Source organism: Sphingomonas sp. 28-62-11, from assembly GCF_002278865.1.
Taxonomy (GTDB): domain Bacteria; phylum Pseudomonadota; class Alphaproteobacteria; order Sphingomonadales; family Sphingomonadaceae; genus Sphingomonas.
This window is the reverse complement of sequence record NZ_NCGB01000056.1, coordinates 1-20,975: the sequence shown is the minus strand read 5'-3', so window position 1 is coordinate 20,975 and position 20,975 is coordinate 1. Positions and strand designations below refer to the sequence as shown.

General features: G+C 62.1%; 23 protein-coding genes. 12 read left to right on the top strand and 11 right to left on the bottom strand.

Annotated features, from left to right (window positions below):
• The 4 genes from B7Y49_RS14150 to B7Y49_RS14135 all read left to right on the top strand — a co-directional run.
• On the top strand, window positions 1-358 hold a 358-nt coding region (locus B7Y49_RS14150; RefSeq protein WP_374128250.1), incomplete at its 5' end, for a poly(R)-hydroxyalkanoic acid synthase subunit PhaE.
• Window positions 355-1,440 (top strand): alpha/beta fold hydrolase, encoded by a 1,086-nt coding sequence (locus tag B7Y49_RS14145; RefSeq protein ID WP_374128249.1) that lies wholly within the window; start codon window positions 355-357, stop codon window positions 1,438-1,440. The genes B7Y49_RS14150 and B7Y49_RS14145, both read left to right, overlap by 4 nt.
• Entirely contained in the window at window positions 1,437-1,973 is a 537-nt protein-coding gene (locus B7Y49_RS14140) for a GNAT family N-acetyltransferase (RefSeq protein WP_374128248.1), read from the top strand. Before B7Y49_RS14145 ends, B7Y49_RS14140 begins: the two co-directional genes overlap by 4 nt.
• Before the next feature lie 49 nt (window positions 1,974-2,022).
• Window positions 2,023-2,820, top strand: coding sequence for a triacylglycerol lipase (locus B7Y49_RS14135; RefSeq protein WP_374128247.1), 798 nt, complete (start codon window positions 2,023-2,025; stop codon window positions 2,818-2,820).
• Between the two features lie 233 nt (window positions 2,821-3,053).
• Here the strand turns inward: B7Y49_RS14135 and B7Y49_RS14130 are convergent, their stop codons facing one another.
• The 7 genes from B7Y49_RS14130 to B7Y49_RS14100 all read right to left on the bottom strand — a co-directional run bounded on the left by B7Y49_RS14130 (window position 3,054) and on the right by B7Y49_RS14100 (window position 10,440).
• Window positions 3,054-3,758, bottom strand: a complete 705-nt coding sequence (locus tag B7Y49_RS14130) for an enoyl-CoA hydratase/isomerase family protein (protein WP_374128246.1) — start codon at window positions 3,756-3,758, stop codon at window positions 3,054-3,056.
• A 10-nt stretch (window positions 3,759-3,768) separates the two neighbouring features.
• The gene (locus B7Y49_RS14125) at window positions 3,769-4,146 is read right to left on the bottom strand and encodes a VOC family protein (protein WP_374128245.1); all 378 of its coding nucleotides are present in this window, start codon (window positions 4,144-4,146) and stop codon (window positions 3,769-3,771) included.
• A gap of 141 nt (window positions 4,147-4,287) precedes the next feature.
• A complete protein-coding gene (locus B7Y49_RS14120) occupies window positions 4,288-4,638 on the bottom strand; it encodes a phasin family protein (protein WP_374128244.1) in 351 nt (116 codons plus the stop codon).
• Window positions 4,638-6,209 (bottom strand): wax ester/triacylglycerol synthase family O-acyltransferase, encoded by a 1,572-nt coding sequence (locus B7Y49_RS14115; protein WP_374128243.1) that lies wholly within the window; start codon window positions 6,207-6,209, stop codon window positions 4,638-4,640. Before B7Y49_RS14115 ends, B7Y49_RS14120 begins: the two co-directional genes overlap by 1 nt.
• A 154-nt stretch (window positions 6,210-6,363) precedes the next feature.
• Entirely contained in the window at window positions 6,364-9,090 is a 2,727-nt protein-coding gene (locus tag B7Y49_RS14110) for a cytochrome P450 (RefSeq protein WP_374128251.1), read from the bottom strand.
• Window positions 9,059-9,535, bottom strand: coding sequence for a cytochrome P450 (locus B7Y49_RS14105; RefSeq protein WP_374128242.1), 477 nt, complete (start codon window positions 9,533-9,535; stop codon window positions 9,059-9,061). Before B7Y49_RS14105 ends, B7Y49_RS14110 begins: the two co-directional genes overlap by 32 nt.
• 62 nt (window positions 9,536-9,597) lie before the next feature.
• Complete coding sequence (locus B7Y49_RS14100; protein ID WP_374128241.1) at window positions 9,598-10,440, bottom strand: CoA ester lyase; 843 nt, start codon at window positions 10,438-10,440, stop codon at window positions 9,598-9,600.
• Between the two features lie 169 nt (window positions 10,441-10,609).
• Here B7Y49_RS14100 and B7Y49_RS14095 point away from each other — a divergent pair, with 169 nt between their 5' ends.
• The 4 genes from B7Y49_RS14095 (at window position 10,610) to B7Y49_RS14080 (ending at window position 14,139) form a co-directional block, all read left to right on the top strand.
• Complete coding sequence (locus B7Y49_RS14095; protein ID WP_374128240.1) at window positions 10,610-11,794, top strand: acyl-CoA dehydrogenase; 1,185 nt, start codon at window positions 10,610-10,612, stop codon at window positions 11,792-11,794.
• Window positions 11,794-12,333 (top strand): GNAT family N-acetyltransferase, encoded by a 540-nt coding sequence (locus B7Y49_RS14090; RefSeq protein ID WP_374128239.1) that lies wholly within the window; start codon window positions 11,794-11,796, stop codon window positions 12,331-12,333. The genes B7Y49_RS14095 and B7Y49_RS14090 overlap by 1 nt, the downstream gene beginning before the upstream one ends.
• A gap of 124 nt (window positions 12,334-12,457) precedes the next feature.
• Window positions 12,458-13,585: a CaiB/BaiF CoA transferase family protein gene (locus tag B7Y49_RS14085; protein WP_374128238.1), complete on the top strand. Its 1,128-nt coding sequence runs from the start codon at window positions 12,458-12,460 to the stop codon at window positions 13,583-13,585.
• Window positions 13,585-14,139 (top strand): (2Fe-2S)-binding protein, encoded by a 555-nt coding sequence (locus B7Y49_RS14080; RefSeq protein ID WP_374128237.1) that lies wholly within the window; start codon window positions 13,585-13,587, stop codon window positions 14,137-14,139. The genes B7Y49_RS14085 and B7Y49_RS14080 overlap by 1 nt, the downstream gene beginning before the upstream one ends.
• Before the next feature lie 135 nt (window positions 14,140-14,274).
• Here B7Y49_RS14080 and B7Y49_RS14075 read toward each other — a convergent pair whose 3' ends face one another.
• The gene (locus tag B7Y49_RS14075) at window positions 14,275-15,030 is read right to left on the bottom strand and encodes a hypothetical protein (RefSeq protein WP_374128236.1); all 756 of its coding nucleotides are present in this window, start codon (window positions 15,028-15,030) and stop codon (window positions 14,275-14,277) included.
• A gap of 111 nt (window positions 15,031-15,141) precedes the next feature.
• Here B7Y49_RS14075 and B7Y49_RS14070 point away from each other — a divergent pair, with 111 nt between their 5' ends.
• Together B7Y49_RS14070 and B7Y49_RS14065 are read left to right on the top strand one after the other, a co-directional pair.
• Window positions 15,142-15,309, top strand: a complete 168-nt coding sequence (locus B7Y49_RS14070; RefSeq protein ID WP_374128235.1) for an RcnB family protein — start codon at window positions 15,142-15,144, stop codon at window positions 15,307-15,309.
• A 93-nt stretch (window positions 15,310-15,402) separates the two neighbouring features.
• Window positions 15,403-16,089, top strand: a complete 687-nt coding sequence (locus B7Y49_RS14065; protein ID WP_374128234.1) for a 2OG-Fe(II) oxygenase — start codon at window positions 15,403-15,405, stop codon at window positions 16,087-16,089.
• Window positions 16,090-16,274: 185 nt separating this feature from the next.
• Here the strand turns inward: B7Y49_RS14065 and proS are convergent, their stop codons facing one another.
• Window positions 16,275-17,810: a proline--tRNA ligase gene (gene proS, locus B7Y49_RS14060; protein WP_374128233.1), complete on the bottom strand. Its 1,536-nt coding sequence runs from the start codon at window positions 17,808-17,810 to the stop codon at window positions 16,275-16,277.
• A gap of 93 nt (window positions 17,811-17,903) precedes the next feature.
• On the opposite strand from proS, the gene B7Y49_RS14055 reads away from it, so the two are divergent.
• Window positions 17,904-18,806 (top strand): DMT family transporter, encoded by a 903-nt coding sequence (locus B7Y49_RS14055; RefSeq protein WP_374128232.1) that lies wholly within the window; start codon window positions 17,904-17,906, stop codon window positions 18,804-18,806.
• Here the strand turns inward: B7Y49_RS14055 and B7Y49_RS14050 are convergent.
• Window positions 18,803-19,450, bottom strand: a complete 648-nt coding sequence (locus tag B7Y49_RS14050) for a DUF938 domain-containing protein (RefSeq protein ID WP_374128231.1) — start codon at window positions 19,448-19,450, stop codon at window positions 18,803-18,805. The two genes, B7Y49_RS14055 and B7Y49_RS14050, sit on opposite strands and share 4 nt — an antisense overlap.
• 66 nt (window positions 19,451-19,516) lie before the next feature.
• On the opposite strand from B7Y49_RS14050, the gene B7Y49_RS14045 reads away from it, so the two are divergent.
• Window positions 19,517-19,978 (top strand): isoprenylcysteine carboxylmethyltransferase family protein, encoded by a 462-nt coding sequence (locus B7Y49_RS14045; protein ID WP_374128230.1) that lies wholly within the window; start codon window positions 19,517-19,519, stop codon window positions 19,976-19,978.
• Window positions 19,979-20,035: 57 nt separating this feature from the next.
• On the opposite strand, the gene B7Y49_RS14040 is transcribed toward B7Y49_RS14045, so the two are convergent.
• The gene (locus B7Y49_RS14040) at window positions 20,036-20,629 is read right to left on the bottom strand and encodes a hypothetical protein (RefSeq protein WP_374128229.1); all 594 of its coding nucleotides are present in this window, start codon (window positions 20,627-20,629) and stop codon (window positions 20,036-20,038) included.
• Window positions 20,630-20,975 lie beyond the last annotated feature (346 nt).

Below are 20,975 nucleotides of genomic sequence, written 5' to 3'. Positions count from 1 at the left end.
GGCATTGTTTCGCGAAATGCTGGGCCAATGGGAGGCAATGGCCAACGAATTTGGCGGCAACATGATGAAAAGCGGTGAGTTCACCCGGCTGATGCACGGGGCTAACGCCGCCAATATGAAGCTGAAGGAAGCCCGCACCGACATGATGGAGCGCGCGCTTGACGCCGCCAACATGCCGACCAAGGCCGAAGTTGCCGATCTGTCGGCGCGACTCCACCGGATTGAGGCGACGGTTGACCGGATCGAAGCGATGATGGCGGCTCAGGCCGGTGTGTCCGTGATCCCGGAACGCCCCAAGCCTAAACGAACGCGCAAGCCGCCTGCGGCCAAGGCCCCTTCGACAAAGGCGGCCGGGTGAGCGACGGCGGGCGCACGGCTGAATTGCCCGGAATCGTCGAACAGGCGCGGGTGGAATTCGATCGTGCGCTGAAGCGTAACATCAAGGGTCTCGGCTATTTCGTGTCGTCCGCCCCCGTGCTGGGCGCCTCCCCCAAGGATCGGCTGATCCAGCGCGGCACGATGAACCTGTATCATTATCGTGCGATGTCAGACGAAGTGTACCGGGTACCGTTGCTGCTGGTGATGGCGACCACCAATCGCGGCTATATTTTCGATATGGTGCCGGGGCAGAGCCTGGTCGAATATCTGCTACGCGCCGGATACGATGTGTTCATGCTCGATTGGGAAGCGCCGCGCGCTGACGAGAAGCATCTGGGCATTGCCGATTATGTCCTCGATTTCCTGCCCAGCGCGATCGAGCGGGTGCAGCAGGAAACCGGCGAGGAGGATTTCACCATCGTCGGCTATTGTTTCGGCGGTGCGCTGTCGGTGCTGTGGGCCGGGCTCCACCCCGAAGCGCCGATGAAGAACCTGGTGTGCTTCACCACGCCGGTTGACTTCAGCAAGATGGAGATGTTCCAGGCCTGGTCAGACCAGCGCTTCTTCGATGTCGACCGGCTGGTCGATACATTCGGCAACTGCCCGGCGGATTATCTGTATACAGCGTTCGACATGCTGCGTCCCGGCGCGCGGATGGTCGCCAATTTCCGGCTCTACGACAATATGTGGAACGACGAGTTCGTGAAGTCATTCCGTATGTTCGATCGCTGGGCCGCGGACATGCTGCCGCTGGCGGGCGAATATTTCCGCGAAACGACCAAACAGCTGATGTGGGGCAACGAGCTCTACAACGGCACGATGACGGTGGCGGGGCGCAAAGTCGATCTGGGGGCGATCACCGCGCCGTTCCTCCATGTCACCGCGCAACACGATCATATCGTCCCCTCGGCCGCGTCCGCCCCGCTGATCGAGATGGTCGGTTCGGCGGACAAGGAAGCCGTCGAGCTGAAGGGCGGGCATGTGAGCCTGGTCGCGGGCGGCAATGCCATCAAGCGGCTTTGGCCCAAATTGACAGACTGGCTTTCGGAGCGTTCGACATGAGCCACAGTATCCGCCGTTTCGAGGCAAGCGATCAGGCGGCAATGCTCGCCTTTACCGCCACCCTGCCCGATCATGACCTGTTGTTCCTGAGCCGTGATGTGCAGCATCCGCGCGTGATTGAGGCCTGGGCGCAGGCCGTCGGCGAGGGCACGATCGACAGCCTGGTAGCAGAAGATGACGGCAAGATCGTCGGTACCGCGGCGCTGGTGCGCGATCCCTTCAGCTGGAGCCCGCATGTTGGCGAGGTGCGGCTGCTCGTCTCCCCCGATCGGCGCGGCGCCGGGCTGGGACGCGATTTACTCGAGGCAATCTTTGCAATCGCACATGCGCACGGCGCAACCAAGCTGGTCGCGCAGATGACGCCGGACCAGACCGGATCGGTCAGTTTGTTCGAATCGCTCGGTTTTCGGGGCGAAGCCATGCTGAGAGACCATGTTTGCGACCGTTCGGGGCAATTTCATGACTTGGTGATACTCAGTTTACGCTTGGGCGCGATCGCCGCGAGTCACGAAGCCTTTGGTTGGACCGAATGAACAATGAAAGCAGCCGGGCATTGATCCCGGGACGACAGGAGACACGTTTATGGCTACCCAGTTTTACCCCGAAGCGGATGTAAGCCCGCCTTCGCTGCTGCTTGCGCTGACCGAGCTGCCGCGCGCAATTGCCGAGCTCACCTCGCTCGCCCCCGCTGCCCCGTTGCTGGCCATGTCCAAGCGCGGGGACGGCCATCCGGTGATGGTCCTTCCCGGGTTCGTGACCAGCGACATTTCAACGACATTGCTCCGTCGCTTCCTGACCGGGCTCGGCTATCACACCCATGCCTGGGAACTTGGCCGCAATCTGGGGCCAAAGGCGATTGGCTGGGAAGGCGAGAAGCTGATCGCCCGTCTGGACGAAATCCACCATGAAACCGGCAAGCGCGTCAGCCTGATCGGCTGGAGCCTGGGCGGCGTGATGGCACGCCAGCTCTCACGGCGGCTGCCCGATGCCGTGCGCCAGGTGATCTCGCTCGGCTCGCCCTTTGCCGGAACGCCCAAGGCCACCAATGTATGGCGCGCGTACGAAATGCTGACCGGCCAGAAGATTGACGATCACGCCACACGGGAGCAGCTGCGCGAGAGCGCGATGGCACCACCGGTGCCATCAACCGCGATCTACACCAAGGAAGACGGTATCGTGGCGTGGCAGAACTGCGTCGAGCCGCGCGGTGCGGAGACCGACAATATCGAAGTGCACGGCAGCCATTGCGGATTGGGCGTGAACCCGGCGGTGCTTTACGCGGTCGCCGACCGACTGGCGCAGGACGAAGGTGACTGGCACCCGTTCGAACGCGAAAGCGGGCTGCGGCCGCTTGTGTACCCGTTTGCGGGGCATGCGTGAGGGGTCGGTTTTACTCCCTGATATAGCCGTCTCCCCGGGCTTGACCCGGGGTCCAGCTGCCTGTTCCACGCCGCAGAGAAGCGGGACCCCGGATCAAGGCTCTCCAGAGCCCGTCGAAGGATCCGGGGTGACGAAAAGGTTAGTAATCTTATCGCCGCACAGCTGGATTGCTTCGCTGCGCTCGCAATGACGGAAGAGGAACTCTCCAGCCCTTACCCTCCGCCCTTAATCGATCACCCCCGCGCCAATGCCTCGATCAACGAATCTTGCCCCGATGCGACAATCGCGCGGAGCCGGGCGAGCGTATCGCGGCGAATCTGTTGTTTCACCAACCCGAAGGCGGGTTGATCGGCGAGCTGGCGCACACGCGCTTCAGCTGTCGCCAGCAGATCGTCCGCCGAACACAGTCCATCAATCACCCCGAGTTGGTGCAACGCCGCTGGCGGCATGGTCTGGCTGGTCAGCGTCAATCGGCGCAGGAGTTCGGGAGCGAGTTCGGCTTTGATGATCTCTAGTGGGGCTGCGGGAAAGGGTACCCCGGCCTTGGCTTCGGTCAGCCCTAGTTTTGCCTTGTCATCGTCGATCGCAATCCGAACGTCACCGGCAAGCATCAGCACGAACCCGCCGCCAAGCGCGTGGCCGCTCACGGCGGCAACGACAGGGCATGGCAGCGCGTAAAGTGCGGTAATCATCGCCGAAATGGCGAGGATCATTCGCGCCCGATCCGGTGGCGTGTACGTGCCAAAAGCCCGTGTATCGACGCCCGCGCTGAAACATTGTCCGGCACCGCTGAGCAAAACCCCGATCGGCGGCGCGGCGGCCATGCCGATGGCGAGATCGCGCAGTCGTTCGACCGTTTCGATGTCGAGGGCGTTTACCGGCGGGCGGTTTATCGTCAGCACGACGACGCCATCCGACTGCGTTTGATCGATGCTCATCAGCGAACGATCAGGCCTGCGTCAGGCTCAGTGCGTTGCCGTCTGGATCATTGAAGAACGCAACTTTGGCTTTGCCGTCCGGGGCGGTCCAGATGCCGAGCGCGTCCTGGCCCATGCCTTCGTAGATCGTGAACACAACGCCGCGATCGCGCAGCGCAGTGACGGTCGCGACGATATCGGCCACCTGCCAGCCGAGCACCGGGTGTGCTGCCGGTGTGTGGCCGGGGACTTCAGTGATGCGGAGCGGCACGCCGGCGAGGTCGAACACCGCGGCGAAGCCATCATCGGCGGTGAACGGCAGACCGAGGGTGTCGCGGTAGAAGGGTTCTGCGATTTTGCGGTCGCGGGTGATGATGAAGGTGACCGGGGTTTGCGCGGCGAGGGTCATGGGCTGTCCTTCAAGACCAAAAAGCCCCTCCCCTTAAGGGGAGGGGTTGGGGTGGGGGCTGCCCCCACGCAAGTCGGCCTCGGTGAGACTGACAGCCCCCACCCCCGACCCCTCCCCTGAAGGGGAGGGGTGGAAGTCACCTCACTTCTTCGGCGTCAGCGGCGTCACTACGTCCTTGCCGAACTGCACGATCAGGTCGCCGATTTCGCGGGCCTGGGTCATGCTGCGGCTGCCCTGTTCGCGGATGAAATCGCCCTGGACCTTCATCACTTCGGTCAGATCCTTCGCCTTGGCCGCAGCGCGCATCGCGGCGAAGGCCTCGCGGGTGTTTTCCTCAGCCTGATCGAGCAGCTTCATGCCGACGGTCGAGCCGCTTTCGGCGAGCTTGGCGCTGGTTTCGCGCATCGCTTCGGTTGCCTTTTTGGCGGGCTCAACGATGCGGTCGTTGATCGTGTCCTTCAGCTTGTCAGCGGTGTTCTTGGTATCGGCCATTATGCGGGTTCCTTCGCTTTGGCTGCGCGCTTGCGCGGGGCAGCAGGGGTTTTGGCTTTGGCAGCAGGTTCCGCCACGGCCTTCGGCTTGGCGGCTGGGACTTTCTTTACCGCAGCTTTGGGTTTGGCCGCAACCGGGACGGCGGGCGGTACCGGGTTCGCCGCCGCGACCTTAAGTGCTTCAAAAGCCTCACGCAGCGACGCGGCATAGCCATCGGGATCGGGCATCATCACCCGATCACAGGTGAAGGAAATCGCGATTGTATCGGTGTAGCTGTAGATCGTGTTGATCAGCCCCATCGAATCGAACACCGGGCCAAGCCCGTACATGGCTACCATCTTTGCGCCGCAGAAATAGAGCGGCACCCGGCTGCCCGGCACGTTCGTGACCACGCAATTGAAGACGGGCGCATGCGCGTTGGCTGCGCCCACCCGTGTATAAAGCCGCGCGGCGAGTCCGGCGAGGCCCGAGGGGATGAGCTGGCTATAATCGGTGAGTGTACGCGCGCCGACCGCGCCGGTCATTGCCTTGGAATTGGCAGCTTCGGCATGGACATGCGCGAGGCGTTCAAGTGGGTCGTCGATATGCGTGCCCAGTCCGACCACCATGGCAGACACCAAATTGCCGAGCGCGGCTTTCTCCCCTTCCGCGCGCACCGAAATCGGCGCCATCGCGGTGAGTGATTCGGCGGGCAATTCGCCCTTGGCCTCCAGATAACCGCGAAGGCCACCGCCGACGATCGCGAGGATCACGTCGTTCACCGTCGCGCCCGGCACCGCATCCTTGATCGCGCGGATATCCTTCAACGGAAACGGTGCCGCATCGAACACGCGGTGCGCGGCGACCTTGCCGTTGAAGCGCGTCTTGGGGGCAAGCTTGGTGTTCGCGATGCTGATCTCCCCCTTGCTGACACTCATCGTCAGCTTGGCCATGCCGGGCAGCGAGCGCCCGATCGTCTCGGCGACGCGCATCGGCTGGCGCAGCGAATTGAAATAGCTGCGCATCAGCAGTTCGGCGACATTGGGCATGCTTTCGGGCGACCAGCTGTCCTTCACCTCGCGCGGGCGCATGCTGGCGTCGAGATCATGCACGGCAGCGGACATTTCGACGCCCGACATGCCGTCGATCGCGGCGTGATGCACTTTCGAGACGAGCGCGAAGCAGCCGGGCGGCAGGCCCTCGACATTGTCGAGCCCCTCGACGATCGTGAACTCCCAAAGCGGCTTGGCGAGGTCCATCGGCCGCGAATGCAGCCGCGCGACCTGGATGCAAAGCTGCCGCCAGTCGCCCGGCTTGGGAAGCGCGATATGGCGGACATGGAATTCGATGTCGAATTCGGGGTCCTCGATCCAGTATGGATGATCGAGATCGAACGGCACCCGCACCAGCCGCTGGCGGAAACTCCGCGCGCTGCCGAGGCGGCTTTCGATGAATTTCAGGATATCCTTGAACCGCACGAACCCACCCGGCGCGGTCGACGGATCATAAATGCCGACCGAGCCGATATGCATCGGCGTGTGCGGCGTTTCCAGATAGACGAACGACGCGTCCTGGCCTGACAATTGTAGCATTGCTTCCTCCCCGCTTATTCCTCCCCAGTATGGGGAGGGGGACCAATCGCTCCTTCAGCGATTGGTGGAGGGGGCTCGTCACCAGCGCTACATTCGCGGCACGCCCCCTCCACCGCTTCGCGGTCCCCCTCCCCGTGCCGGGGAGGATTATTTGTTACTTCCCGAACCCGAATACGTCCTGATGGAAGCGCCCTTGTTCGATCATTGCCTCAAGCCAGTCGGATCCGCTGGCATGATCCCCACCCTGCTTGTCTACCGCGATGCGGATCAAGGCATCGCGTACCGCAGGCGCCATGAATTTGCCATCGCCGCAGACATAGATGTGCGCGCCGCCCTCGATCGCGGCCCATAGCTGATCGCGCGCATCCCACATCGCGTCCTGCACATAACGCCATTTGAAATCGCTGACGGCGGAAAAGGCGACGAAGGGTTCGATCACGCCGTCCTTCGCCCAGCCCTCCATCTCGGTCCGGCAATACCAGTCGTGATCGGGGTGGCGGCAACCGAAGAAGAGGAGCGATTTAGCAACCTCAGCGCTCGCCGCCTTTTGCGCGGCACGCTCGCCGATGAAACCACGAAGTGGCGCAAAGCCGGTGCCGGGGCCGATCAGGATCATCGGCGTAGCCGGGTCAGCGGGCGGTGCGAAGGCGGGATTGGGGCGGCGGACATAGCCGAACACGGCATCACCGGGCATCACCCGCTGCATATAGCTGGATGCAAAGCCGCGATGCTCGCCAAGGCCGGACCAGGCGGGGGCCTCCATCGTGCCGACGATCAAATCGGCGATGCTCGGATCGACCAAAGGCGATGACGCGATCGAATAGAAACGCGGCGCGATGGCGGAGGAGAGTTCGACCAGGCTGTCGAGCGACAGTTTGGCGGCCGGGTGAAGATCGAGCAGGTCGAGGATGCTGAGCCGCTTCGCCGCGATTTCGGAATCGAACGCGCCTTCCAGCCGCGCCAGTTCCTTCTTGGTATTTGGGCAGCGCGTCTGTTCGCCGATCGCCGCGAGCGCGCGACGCGGGAGCGTGTCGGACAATTCGACGAACTCGGCGAGCAATTGCTGCACCGTCACTGTCTGGCCGAGCGGCAAATGGCGGAAACGGCCGCCCTGGGCGTCAATCCGCAACTGCGTCGCGCCGTCGAGCCCCAGCCGCGCGATAGCGCGCTCCACCAGTTCTGGTCGGTTCTGGGCATAGACCGCGATGTGATCCCCGGCGTGATACCGCTGCCCCTCCGGCAGCCTGATCCGAATGAAGCGGGTCGAGGGGCGCGGCGGCTCGATGGCGAAATCCCACAAGCCTTCGGCGGGGAGGACCATTTCCTCGTTCGCGACGATCTCCAGCCGCTGGGCATGTTCGGGCAGCACCTGCGCGCGGGTGGCGGCAGCGTCGACAGGCTGGAGCGACAGGGTAGAGCGCTGTTCGGACGGTGCAACCTCGCTGCCCAACGCCTTCCACAGATCGCGAACGAAGCTGGCGACCGCGCCATCGAAATCGCCCTGCCCGTCAGCCTCGCCGCGCGGCACCAGCCGGGTCGCGCCGAGCGACGCGATCGTATCGTCGATGCGCTTGGGGAAATGCTGATAGTTCGGCCATTGGCTGTTGCCGATGCCGAGCACCGCAAACTTCGCGCCGCTCCAATCGAGCGTATCCACTTGCCCCGAATCGATCAGCCGTTCGATCTCCACCGCGCTGTCGGGTGCGCGGCCATTATAGGTGGCGGTGACGATGACGATCACCTTGTCCTCAGGCAGATGCCCGGCGATGAACGCCTCGTCCATCGATCGCACCGCGGTTTCGAAGCCATCGACGCTGGCGCGCTCGGCGATTTCCTCGGCAATGTCACGCGCAGTGCCGAGGCTGGTGCCATAGAGCACGCTGAACCGCTGGCCATTGCCGGAAACGGTCGCGGCAGGCGCGGTTTCGGTTGGCACCTTGGTGGCGGGCGCGACAGACATGCGTTCATGCGGCGCGCGGAGCCGCACCCGCATGAAAAACTGATCGGGCTTGATCGACAGCGTTTCCTTGATCCGCAATTTGTACATATGCGGATCGCCGATCGCGAATTTCTGCAGGATCATGGCGAGCGCGAGCTTGGCCTCCACCATCGCGAACTGCCGCCCGATGCACGCGCGCTCGCCATTGCCGAACGGCTTGTAGCTGTGCGGGTGATGCTTCGCCTCATTCTCTGGCAACCAGCGATCGATATCGAACTCATCGGGGTTCGCCCAGGCGCCGGGGAAGCGGTGGAGGCCGGGCGAGAAAACGTTGACAGGGCGATCCTTGCGCAGGTTCCACTTGCCGTTGCCGATGCTCGTATCTTCGAACGGCGCCAGCGTGAAGGCGGGCGCAGTCGGCCAAAGGCGGAGCGCTTCCTTTAGGATGCGCTCGATCACCACCAATTGCGCGTTCTGCGCATAATCCGGCCGGGTATCGCCGGGCAGCACGCGGTCGACCTCGGCATAGGCCTGCGCCAGCACATGCGGATTACGCAGCAAATGATAGAGCGCGAACGTCAGCATCCCCGACGTCGTCTCATGCCCCGCGATCAGGAAGGTGAGCACCTGGTAGCGGATGTTGATGTCGTCGAGCGTCTCCCCGGTCTCGGGATCGGCCGCCGCGATCATCAGGTTGAGCAGATCCTTCCCGTCATTCGGATGCGCGCGGCGTTCGGCGATGATGCCGTCGACCAGCGCGTTCATCAGCGCGATATCGGCCTCGAACTGACGCTCGGCTTTCTTGGCGAAGCGTTGCTGCATCGGCAGCCGGGTGATCATGTTGAGCGATTCGCCGAGTGCCCGGCCAAGCGCCTCAAGGAACGGATCGAGCTCTTCCATCTCGAAGCTGCTAAAGCGGTGCCCGAAGCCCGCGACCGCGATCGAATCGAGCGTGAAGCGGGCCCGACAGGCGCGACCATTTGGCGACGAGCTGGTCCGCCACCTCCAGCATCATGTCGAAATAGCCCTTCATCGCGCGCTGGCTGAACGCGGGGAGCAGAATACGGTGCGCCTTACCCCAATTCTCCTCCTCACTGAACGCGGTGAACAGACCATCGCCCGCGAAACGCCGGACGACGCGCAGGCCCGGTCCCGGCATCTTGCGGAAGCGCGTTTCATCGCACAGCTCGGCGACGAGATCGGGATCAGTGACGAACAGCCCGACCCGGCTGCCGAATTTCAGCTTGAAGATGCCCTCGGGAAAATCGCGCCCGGCGTGCAACAAATAGCCGATCAGGCCCTGGCGGATGATGTGGTGCAGATGGCCGACAACGGGCAACGCAGGGGGAGAGGGAAAAGTGGACGCTTTGTCGATTACGGACGCCATTCAGTTTCTCTCCTGCGCGGTTGCACCTCACCACAAGGCGGCAGCGAGCGCAATGCGCGGATTCACCCGATTGCCGCAACCATCGCTAACAACCGTTCCGCCTCGACCAGATGAAGCCGCTCGACCATCCGTCCGTCGAGGCGGATCGCGCCCTTTCCCGCGTTCTCCGGCAGGGCAAATGCTGCACTGATGCTGCGCGCTTTGGCGATTTCGTCGGGCGTTGGCGAAAACACCGCGTTGCAGGGATCGATCTGAGCCGGATGGATCAATGTCTTCCCGTCGAAGCCGAGCACCAGCCCCTGCTCGGCCTCCGCGGTGAACCGATCGAGATCGCTGAAATCGTTGCACACCCCGTCGAGCGCGATCAGCCTGCGGGAGCGCGCGGCGGCGAGCGCCAGCGTCAAGATCGGCAGCAAGGTCGCCCGGTCCGGCGCCATCTTGCTGCGCATTTCGAGCGCGAGATCATTGGTGCCCATCACGAATCCACCGAGCCGCGTGTGCGGTGCGCAATCGGCGATCGCCTGCAACTGCCCCACCGCCAGGCACGTCTCGATCATCACCCATAGCTGCACGCCGGGCCGGGCGAGGTCGAGCGCCGCATTGTAGCGCGCAATATCATCGGGGCCGTTCACCTTCGGCACCAGCACCGCATCAATATCGAGCGTCACCGCCGCGAACAGATCATCCATGCCCCATTCGGTATCAATGCCGTTGACGCGCAGCACCGTCATCCGCTGGCCGAAGCCACCCGCGCCGAACGCCGTCACCGCCGCTGATCGCGCGGTGGCTTTCATCTCCGGCGCGACTGCATCCTCCAGATCGAGGATCACCGCATCGCAGGGTAAGGTGCGGGCCTTGGCGATCGCACGATCATTGGAGGCGGGGAGGTAAAGCGCGCTGCGCATGGGGCGGTATTGTGATATCAGCGTCTTTCTCCCGTCCTCGATGTGCTCCCGCGAAGGCGGGAGCACAGACTGGGTCCCCGCCTTCGCGGGGACACAAAGGGTGAGCGAGGGGCTAGACAAATCGACTGCAAGATTAAAGAGCAGCCGAAAGATTGCAGGAGCCACGACAATGAGCACCATGGGCCGGTTCGACTGGGCAGACCCCTTCAACCTCGACGATCAGCTCGACGAGGACGAACGGATGATCCGCGATACCGCTGCCGCTTATGCGCAGGATAAGCTCGCCCCGCGCATCATCGACGCGTTCCAGCACGAAACCACCGATCCGGAGATTTTCCGAGAAATGGGCGCGCTCGGCCTGCTTGGGCCGACGGTGCCGGAGGAATATGGCGGCGTCGGCGCATCCTATGTTGCGTACGGGCTGGTCGCGCGCGAGGTGGAGCGGATCGATTCGGGGTATCGATCGATGATGTCAGTGCAGTCGAGCCTGGTGATGTACCCGATCCACGCGTTCGGCAGTGAAGAGCAGAAGCGCAAATTTCTACCCAAGCTGGCGACGGGCGAATTCATCGGCTGTTTCGGGCTGACCGAGCCCGATGCCGGATCCGACCCCGGCGGGATGACGACCAAGGCAGTGAAGACCGATGGCGGCTATCTGATCTCCGGCGCGAAGACCTGGATTTCGAACGCACCGATCGCCGACGTGTTCATCGTCTGGGCGAAATCCGAAGCACATGGCGGCGGCATTCGCGGGTTCATTCTGGAAAAGGGGATGAAGGGGCTGAGCGCGCCCAAGATTGAGGGCAAATTATCGCTGCGCGCGTCGATCACCGGCATGATCCAGATGGATGAGGTCGAGGTGGGTGAAGACGCGCTGCTGCCCGAGGTGCAGGGGCTGAAGGGGCCGTTCGGCTGCCTCAACCGCGCACGCTATGGCATCAGCTGGGGCGCGATGGGTGCGGCGGAATTCTGCTTCCATGCCGCACGCCAATATGGCCTCGATCGCAAGCAGTTCGGGCGGTCGCTGGCTGCGACGCAGCTGTTCCAGAAGAAGCTGGCTGATATGCAGACTGATATCGCGATGGGCTTGCAGGCGAGCTTGCGCGTCGGGCGGTTGATGGACCAGCACAAATTCGCGCCGGAAATGGTCTCGATCGTCAAGCGCAACAATGTCGGCAAGGCGCTCGATATCGCCCGCGCCGCGCGCGACATGCATGGCGGCAATGGCATTGCCGGCGAATATCAGGTGATGCGCCATGCGATGAATCTTGAAACCGTGAACACCTATGAGGGCACGCATGACGTCCACGCGCTGATCCTTGGCCGCGCGATCACGGGGATATCGGCGTTCTGATGCGCGAGGAGACTCCGTGGGATCCCCAACCGACGCTGACGGGGGCGACGGTATCGCTGTCGCCGCTGCGGGCGGAGGATTGGGATGCGCTGTTCGCGGTCGCCGCCGATCCGCTGATCTGGGAGGTGCACCCGGCACATGATCGCTGGCAGGAACCGGTGTTCCGCCGGTTTTTCGCCGATGCGATGGCCTCGGGCGGATGCCTGGTGATCCGCGACCGGGCGAGCGGCACGGTGATCGGATCGAGCCGCTATGATCGGAGCCGGGTGGAGCCGGGCGAGGTGGAGATCGGCTGGACCTTCCTCGCGCGGACCTATTGGGGCGGGGCTACCAACCGCGAGATCAAGACGTTGATGGTTGCCCACGCGCTGCGCTGGTTCGATGCGGCGGTATTCATGGTGGGCGAAACCAACATCCGGTCGCGTCGGGCGATGGAAAAAATCGGTGGCGAATTGCTGGTGGACCGGGTGCCGGTGTTCGACATGGCCGGCATGTCGACCCCGCACGTGGTGTACGCGATCAGGCAGCCTTTGGCGTGAGGTTACTTCCCCACCCTGCCGTCATTCCTGCGAAAGCGGGAACCCATGGATCGGTGCCGTCACGATTGATGCGCAATCCGTGGGTCCCCGCTTTCGCGGGGATGACGATTGGGGAAATGCGTTGGTGATCCGCCCACTCTCCGGCATCAAGGTGGTCGAGTTGGCGCGGATCCTGGCCGGGCCGTGGTGCGGGCAATTGCTCGCCGACCTCGGGGCCGAGGTGGTGAAGGTCGAGCGGCCGGGTGCGGGCGATGACACGCGCCATTGGGGACCGCCTTTCATGATCGCGGCGGACGGGAGCAATCTCGACGCTGCCTATTATCACTCGACCAATCGCGGCAAATCATCGATCGCGATCGATATCACGACACTGGAAGGCCAAGCGCAGGTCCGCGCTTTGATCGCCGAAGCGGATGTCGTGATCGAGAACTACAAGGTTGGCGGTCTCGCCAAATATGGCCTCGATCATGCGAGCCTGAGCGCGATCAATCCTCGGCTGATCACCTGTTCGATCACTGGCTTCGGCCAAACCGGCCCCTATGCACACCGTGCAGGTTATGATTTCATCATTCAGGGCATGGGCGGCATCATGTCGATGACCGGTGAGCCTGACGGTGCGCCCCAGAAATCGGGCATTGCCTATGCGGATATCTTCACCGGCGTTTATTCGGCAGTCGCGATCCTTGCCGCGCTTCGCCAGCGCGATGCGACCGGAAGCGGCGCGCATATCGATATGGCGTTGCTGGATACGCAGGTGGCCGTACTCGCCAATCAGGCGCTCAACTGGATGGCATCGGGCGTGGTGCCGCACCGAATGGGCAATGGCCATGCGAACCTTGCGCCCTATCAATCCTTCGTCTGTGCTGACGGCGATCTGATCATCGCGGTCGGCAATGACGGACAGTTCCGCAAATTATGTGAGGTGCTGCGCCTGCCGCTGGCGGACGATGCGCGCTTTGCCACCAACCCTGCCCGTGTCACCAACCGCGCCGCGCTGATCGCGGCACTCACCGCGACCATCGTGACCTGGGCAAAAGCCGATCTTTACGAGGCGCTCGAACAGGCAGGCGTTCCCGCCGGGCCGATCAACCGGGTTGACGAGGTATTCGCCGATCCGCAGGTGATCGCGCGGGGCATGGCAATTGATCGCGGCGGCATTCCCGGTGTCGCGAGCCCGATCGTCATCGATGGGAAGCGTATGGTATCGGCAACGGCCAGCCCACCCCGCCCCCTTGATGGAGCAGCCGCCTAATGACCCGGTTCACCGTCAATAATCAGCCGGTCGAATACAAGATGGACCCGCAGACGCCTTTGCTCTGGGCGCTACGCGATGCATCGAACCTGACGGGCACCAAATATGGCTGCGGCACCGGGCAGTGCGGTGCGTGCACGGTCGATATCGATGGCGAGGCGGTGCGATCCTGCCAGGCAACGATCGGCGCGATCGAGGGGACGTTCGTCACCACGATCGAAGGGCTCTCGCGCGATCGCTCGCACGCAGTGCAGCAGGCCTTTATCGCGAAGAATGTGCCGCAATGCGGTTTCTGCATTCCGGGCATGATCATGGCCGCGGCGATGCTGATCAAGGCCAACCGCAATCCGTCCGAAGAGGATATCCGCAAAACGATCACCAATTTGTGTCGTTGCGGCGTTTACCCCCGAATCGTCGAAGCGGTGCAGCTCGCGGCCCGCATCCAACGAGGCGATGCTGCAATCGACGTGACCGCTGATCCCGGAGAAGCCCGCGCCGACCCCACACCGGATGCGCCGGTGTTCGATCCCAGGCCAACGCCACCCAGCCCCTAGATTCCTTTCAATTGGCTGACACAGCAATTCAGAAACGGCTCATCGCGACTGTTCCATTACGGGGCATCGCTTCCACGGTCTTCGTGTGCGGCGGCTTTATCGGAGGGACTTATGCGTAGATCGTTACTGGTGACCTTACTGGCGGCATCCGCCCTGGTCCCCACCGCCGCCATGGCACAGGATGAAATGCGCGAAGGCGGCGGCCAGCGCCAGATGAGCGAAGGTTCGCCGCAACAGGATCGCGGTGCATTCCGTCAGCAGCGCGCGGCAGAGCGTGGCCCGGATGCGAGCATGGTCCAGCAACAGCGTTTTGAGCGCCGTCAGGAACGTCAGGCGCAAGTTCAGGCCCCGGCCCAAGTCCAAGCGCAAGTTCAGGCACAGGTCCAGCAGCAGAACCAGCAGCAGGCGCCTCGTCAGCCGCGCCAGATGTTTACGATCCCGGCGACCGAACAGGCGATTGCCCAACAGCAGCAGCGTCGCGAATTCCGCCAGGATCGCGGTCGGGATCGCCAGGATTTCCGCCAGGACCGCCGTGCTGATCGCAACGCGTTCCAGAACCAGAACAATGTGCCCCCACAGGTGCAGGTGCAGCAACGCGATGACCGCCGCGACTTCCGGCAGGAGCGCCGCGACGATCGGCAGGATTTCCGGCGGGACGACCGTAACGATCGGCAAGACTTCCGGCAGGACCGTCGGGACGACCGGCAGGACTTCCGGCAGGACCGGCGCTTCGACCAGAACGGCAATCAGTTCAACAATGGCCAGGGTTTCAACAACAACCAGGGCTTCCGAGGTCAGAATTTCGGGAACCGCAATCGCGGCAATGATTTCCGCGGGCGCGAATTCAACAATCGCGGCAACTGGAATCGGGGTTGGCGGCAGAACCAGCAATACAACTGGCAGAACTTCCGGAACTTCAACCGCAACAACTTCCGCCTGCCACGCTATTATGCGCCACCGGGCTGGGGTTTCGGGTATCGGCGCTTCGGTATCGGGTTCACGTTGAGCAGCATTTTGTTCAACCAAAATTACTGGCTGGATGATCCGAGTTTCTACGGTCTACCCCCGGCCTATGGCCCGTATGAATGGGTGCGCTATTACAACGATGCGCTGCTTGTTGATATTCGTACAGGTCAAGTCGTTGATACGGTTTACGATATTTTCTGGTAAACCCTATCCAAACGCTCGTTCGTCACGAGGGGCAGGGCCCGGTGGGAAACCACCGGGCCTTGCTTTTTGTGTGCCTAGCGGCACATTGCTTGGGTGCTAAACCCCTTCAAAAAATCAAAAGCTTCCTCTGCCACCCGCGCGCAAATCGGTCGGGAGGTCGGTGAACGACTGGCAGCGCACCCTGCTGTGCAGCAAGTGGCGATTGACGGGGTTCAGGTTTTCTATTGCGACAATTTTCTCGATGCCGCCCGCTGTAAGCGCGTGATCGAGCTGATCGATGCCGACAGGCGCCCTTCGACCCTGCTTGCCGACAAGCCTGAAGAAAATTTCAGGACGAGTGAAAGCTGCGACATGGATCGCTGGTCCCCCGATGTCCGCCCCATCGATGAGGGGATTGCGGTGCTACTCGGGCTTGATCCGCTTTGCGGCGAGACCATGCAGGGCCAGCGTTATGCCCCCGGCCAGCATTTTCGCGCGCATCATGACTTTTTCTTCGAAAGCGAGACCTACTGGAAACGGGTGATCAAGGATGGCGGACAGCGCACCTGGACCGCCATGATCTACCTCAACGATGTTGAGGAAGGCGGCGCGACCTGGTTTCCGCAGGCCGGCATCCGGGTGGCCCCCAAACGGGGCCTATTGCTGATGTGGAACAACATGAACCTTGACGGCAGCCCCAACCAGCTGACGCTGCATGAGGGCATGCCAGTCGTGAAAGGCGTGAAATATGTCGTCACCAAATGGTTTCGCGAGAACCATTGGATCAAACCGTATGACTAATCGGCGCGGGGTTGCGTTGCTTGGCTCCAGCCAGATCCAAAAACCGACACGTCACCCCAGACTTGATCCGGGGTCCCGCTAATTCTTGACCGCTGTAGAAGCGGGACCCAGGGTCAAGCCCGGGGTGACGAGAAAGGCGACGTGCGTAAGGTTGCTAGCCGTTGCGCGATCAACGCTCTCCGCCTCTAATAAGACCGCCCCACCAGCACCCGCTCCACCGCCGGTGCGCCGGTGAAAACGCAGATGCCATCTGCGGGCGCCACATCCATCGGCACGTTGCGTAGGGTGAGTTTCAACGCCTTCAGCCGCTCAACCACCTTCTCCAGCGCTTCGCCGGTGGGCTTGGCCCATTGCACTTCAACAAAGCCGGGGTTCTTCACCGAATCCGCAAAGGCGCGCTCCAACCCCGCGAAATCGGTGACGTCGCGGGCGATATTCGCATCGAGCCGCGCCTTGGCATCGGCGAACAGCGCGTCCTGCACCGCGCCGAGCATTGCTGCCGCATTGCTTACAAATTCATCCCGCGCGATCACGGCGCTGTCAAGCTTGCCGTCCGCACGGTAAAGCGCGGTCCGACGGATCACGGAAACATTGCCCCCCGCCATGTCGCGGCCGCCGACCTCAACGATGATGGGGGCGCCCTTCTTCACCCAGCCCCAGCGCTTGCCGGCGGCCTTGGCCGGCTTCAGATCGAGCAGCGCCCGCACCGGCTCACCAAAGGCCGACAGCGCCGCCAATTCGCTTTGGAGTGCCTTGCAATAGGTGACCAGCTCGGCGTCCTCGGGCTGATCGCGCAGCATCGGCACGATCACGATCTGCCATGGCGCAACGCGCGGCGGTACGCGCAGCCCGTCATCATCGCCGTGGACCATGATCAGGCCCCCGATCATCCGGGTGGACATGCCCCAGCTCGTCGTCTGGGCGAGCTCCAGCTGCCCCTCGGCATTTTGGAAGCGGATGTTCTGCGCTTGCGAGAAATTGGTGCCGAGGAAGTGCGAGGTGCCGGCCTGCAGCGCCTTGCCATCCTGCATCATCGCTTCGATCGAATAAGTCGCTACGGCACCGGGGAAGCGTTCATTCTCCGGCTTTTCCCCTGCGACCACCGGCAACGCGACGCAATCCTCGGCAAAGCTGCGATAGACTTCGAGCATCTTCAACGTTTCCTCGCGCGCCTCCGCCTCGGTCGCGTGCGCGGTGTGGCCCTCCTGCCAGAGGAATTCGGTGGTGCGCAGGAACATTCGGGTGCGCATTTCCCAGCGCACGACATTGGCCCACTGGTTGATCAGCACAGGCAGGTCGCGCCAGCTCTGTACCCAGCGCGCAAAGGCGGTACCGATCACCGTTTCCGATGTTGGCCGCACGACCAGCGGCTCCTCCAGCTTGGCGGCGGGATCAGGCACCAGCCCGCCCTTGCCGTCACTGATCAGCCGGTGGTGCGTGACGACCGCCATTTCCTTGGCAAAACCATCGACATGTTCGGCTTCTTTTTCGAAATAGCTGAGCGGGATGAACAGCGGGAAATAGCAATTCTCATGCCCCGTCGCCTTGATGCGATCATCGAGCAGCCGCTGGATCCGTTCCCAGATGCCATAGCCCCATGGCCGGATGACCATGCACCCGCGCACGCCCGATTCCTCGGCCAGATCGGCCTCGGTAATGACGGATTGATACCAGGCGGAGAAATCGGCCTCGCGGGTGACGGGGAGCGCATGTTTGATCATGCGCCAAGCGATTAGCGCCACTTTACGGGTTCGTCACCCCAGCGATGACCGCACAGGGTTGTTACAGGCCGCGCCAATCCGCATAGGACGGCCATGGCCACCGCCTCCCCCGATCGCATCCTGCTCGCCGTCACGCTGCGGCTGATGTCTGCGGCCCTGTTCGCGGGCATGAACGCGCTGATGAAGCTCTGCGAGACAGGTGGCGCCGGGCTCGGCGAGATCATCTTTTTTCGGCAATTCGGCGCGGCGTGCCTGATGGTGGTGGTGCTCGCCACCGGGCCGGGCTTCGCGTCGGTAAAGACCGAGCGATTTGGCGCGCATATACTGCGGACCGTGATGGGGCTGACGGCCATTGGATTCAGCTTCAACGCCATTCTGATGCTGCCGCTCGCCGAATCGACGACGATTGGCTTCACCATGCCGATCTTCGCGACGATACTCGGCGCGCTGGTGTTGCGTGAGCCAACCGGCTGGCACCGTTGGGGAGCGGTCATCGCTGGCTTCATTGGCGTGCTGATCGTTGCCCAACCGGGCGGTGATCACTTCCCCCTGCTCGGTGCGCTGAGCGGGCTAGCAGGAGCATTCATAACGGCGAGCGTTTCAATCCTGCTGCGCACCATCGCCAAGACCGAAGCCACGTTGACGACGGTGTTCTGGTTCTCGACATTATCGCTGGTACCGCTTGGGATCATCTATGCCTTTGTATGGCAGCCGCACCAAGGCGTGACATGGGCGTTGCTGATGGGGGTGGGACTGGTGGGCGGAATCGCCCAGCTGGCGATGACTGGGGCGATCCGGTTCGGCCCCGTCTCCGTCGTGCTGCCGATGGATTACTCATCGCTGTTATGGGCGACGATTTATGGCTGGCTGATCTTCAACGTGCTGCCCACTCCCGCCACCTGGATCGGCGCGCCGATCATCATCGCCAGTGGCCTGTATATTGTTTGGCGCGAACGAGTTCGCCACAAGCAGGAAACGATGCAGGCAATCGCTTAGCGCTCGGTCACCGCACCGTGGCGGTACACCAGCACCACATTATTGGCGGGCATTTCAATCAGCCGTTCGAACCGCAGCCCATGCTTCGCCGCCGCCTCAGTGACGCTTTCGACATCGCGCAAGCCCCAGTGCGGATCCCGAGCGCGCAGCGATTGATCAAATGACTCGTTGCTGGGGGCCGTCGGCACGCCTTGCTGCCGAAACGGGCCATAGATAATCAAGCGGCCGTCCTTGGGTAAAATCCGCGCAGCTCCCGCGAGCAGCCCCAACGTCGCCTGCCAGCGGGAAATATGCACCATGTTGATGCAGAGCACCGCATCGGCCTGCTCGATACCCCAATCAGGTGACGCCGCATCAATAGCGATCGGCGCACGGGCATTGCCAAGCCCTTCGCTCCACGCTGCGATTGAGGCGAGCGCGGTTGGATCCGGATCGCTCGGCTGCCAATCATGCCCCGGCAGTTCACGCGCGAAATGGGCGACATGCTCGCCGCTGCCACTGGCGATCTCCAGCACCAGCCCGGTGGGCGGCAACATATCCATCAACACCCGCGCGATCGCCTCACGATTGCGCAGCGTGGCGGGAGCATGTTTGCGCACATCGCCGGTATCATCGGCCACGATATAGGGGGTAGGATCAGCCATGATATGCCTCGCGCATCGATGATCGGATCGCTAGACGAGCGGGGTGTCTTTGCAAGGGGGGACTGAATGGCCGAAGTGGATCGTGGCGCAGGCGTGATGTTTCCCCCGCCGCTGGTCTTTCTCGGCGTCGCGCTGATCGGGCCAGTGATCGACCGGTTGCTCGGCTTGCCGACATTACCAATCCCAGGGTGGCTGAGCCTGGCCTTTCTTCTGCCGGGATTCATCCTGATCGGCATCGCGATCGGCCTGTTCCGGCAGCGCGGCGAGAACCCAGTGCCATCAACGCCAACGGCGGGCGTGATCGATACCGGCATTTATGCCCGCACCCGCAACCCGATGTATCTGGGCATGGCCATTGCCTATCCCGGCGTTGCCATCCTGCTCCAGAGCATGCCTTCACTGTTGCTGTTGCCCGTGGCGATCATCATGATCAACACCCAAGTCATCGCCCGTGAAGAGCGCTATCTCGAAGCGAAATTCGGCGCGGCTTTTGTTGCCTATAAGGCGCGCGTCCGCCGGTGGCTTTGATTGATCCGTCAGAGTAGAAGCAGAAGCGCCCGGAGGGTGGTCCGGGCGCTCCCAACGTCAATAATAAACGGCGCTGAACGACCCGTTCGATGCCTGCGTCACCACCGACGCGACCTGCGATTTGCATGTAAAGTCGATTTCAAGGCTGACCGTCGACACCGTGGAGACATCGATGATCGACCCAGGTGTGTATACGCCTTCAGCGATGTAGAATTTTTCCACCGGCGTGATGTTGTACGTCCCATTGGGCTCGGCGAGGAACGTCGCAACCGGTGACGGGATGCCCGGAATATTACCGGGACGGGCCAAGCCAAACAGATAGCCCGCCGATGAATCGAAATCTGAATTGGCGATGATCGCATAAGAGCCGGTCATTGCGCCGCTATGCACCAGATTTGTAAAGCCGGTGTTCTGACTGCTGCCAATGAAGGTCACGCTGTCTTGAGTCGCGGTATCGACCAGGATGGTGCCGTATTGGCCGACTGTCGTGCCTGGGGCGACTGCGGTAGTCGCGCGCGACCAAAGGGCGGATGTTTCATCGGTATAATTGACGACATCGACACCACCAGGCTGCACACCGCTGAAGGTCACCCAGGCATTGGTGTAAACTTCCGGGTTGGCACCCTTGTTCGTAACGATGGGAGGCTCCATGAAAATAACGTAGTTCTTGGTAAATCCTGAATTATTCAGGACTCTGATGCTGTACGTGGCCATTTACGTTCTCCATTTGCATATAGCGCGCCGATATCGCTCTTATCACGATATCTACTATATCATTATTGAAGAACGCTCTCTGGTATAATATTTTCGATTGCATTAAGTGCAATAAAATATCCTATATTGCGGAGAATACAATATTCGATCGAGCGCCCTCCATTGACGTCATATAATTTATCGTCTTTATGATGATATATTTTGCTTCTTCAGAAAGCGCTTCGACACTATGGACTTTATCTTCTGCTGAATTGAGATTCTCTCGATTCATGCCGCCGATGCC

Bases quoted from the DNA above. Each gene is read 5' to 3' on its own strand.
- B7Y49_RS14140 (WP_374128248.1), top strand. From the start codon at position 1,437: ATGAGCCACAGTATCCGCCGTTTCGAGGCAAGCGATCAGGCGGCAATG.
- proS (WP_374128233.1), bottom strand. From the start codon at position 17,810: ATGATCAAACATGCGCTCCCCGTCACCCGCGAGGCCGATTTCTCCGCC.
- B7Y49_RS14130 (WP_374128246.1), bottom strand. From the start codon at position 3,758: ATGAGCATCGATCAAACGCAGTCGGATGGCGTCGTCGTGCTGACGATA.
- B7Y49_RS14125 (WP_374128245.1), bottom strand. From the start codon at position 4,146: ATGACCCTCGCCGCGCAAACCCCGGTCACCTTCATCATCACCCGCGAC.
- B7Y49_RS14100 (WP_374128241.1), bottom strand. From the start codon at position 10,440: ATGCGCAGCGCGCTTTACCTCCCCGCCTCCAATGATCGTGCGATCGCC.
- B7Y49_RS14055 (WP_374128232.1), top strand. From the start codon at position 17,904: ATGGCCACCGCCTCCCCCGATCGCATCCTGCTCGCCGTCACGCTGCGG.
- B7Y49_RS14120 (WP_374128244.1), bottom strand. From the start codon at position 4,638: ATGGCCGATACCAAGAACACCGCTGACAAGCTGAAGGACACGATCAAC.
- B7Y49_RS14045 (WP_374128230.1), top strand. From the start codon at position 19,517: ATGGCCGAAGTGGATCGTGGCGCAGGCGTGATGTTTCCCCCGCCGCTG.
- B7Y49_RS14095 (WP_374128240.1), top strand. From the start codon at position 10,610: ATGAGCACCATGGGCCGGTTCGACTGGGCAGACCCCTTCAACCTCGAC.
- B7Y49_RS14050 (WP_374128231.1), bottom strand. From the start codon at position 19,450: ATGGCTGATCCTACCCCCTATATCGTGGCCGATGATACCGGCGATGTG.
- B7Y49_RS14135 (WP_374128247.1), top strand. From the start codon at position 2,023: ATGGCTACCCAGTTTTACCCCGAAGCGGATGTAAGCCCGCCTTCGCTG.
- B7Y49_RS14105 (WP_374128242.1), bottom strand. From the start codon at position 9,535: ATGGCGTCCGTAATCGACAAAGCGTCCACTTTTCCCTCTCCCCCTGCG.
- B7Y49_RS14080 (WP_374128237.1), top strand. From the start codon at position 13,585: ATGACCCGGTTCACCGTCAATAATCAGCCGGTCGAATACAAGATGGAC.
- B7Y49_RS14115 (WP_374128243.1), bottom strand. From the start codon at position 6,209: ATGCTACAATTGTCAGGCCAGGACGCGTCGTTCGTCTATCTGGAAACG.
- B7Y49_RS14090 (WP_374128239.1), top strand. From the start codon at position 11,794: ATGCGCGAGGAGACTCCGTGGGATCCCCAACCGACGCTGACGGGGGCG.
- B7Y49_RS14040 (WP_374128229.1), bottom strand. From the start codon at position 20,629: ATGGAGCCTCCCATCGTTACGAACAAGGGTGCCAACCCGGAAGTTTAC.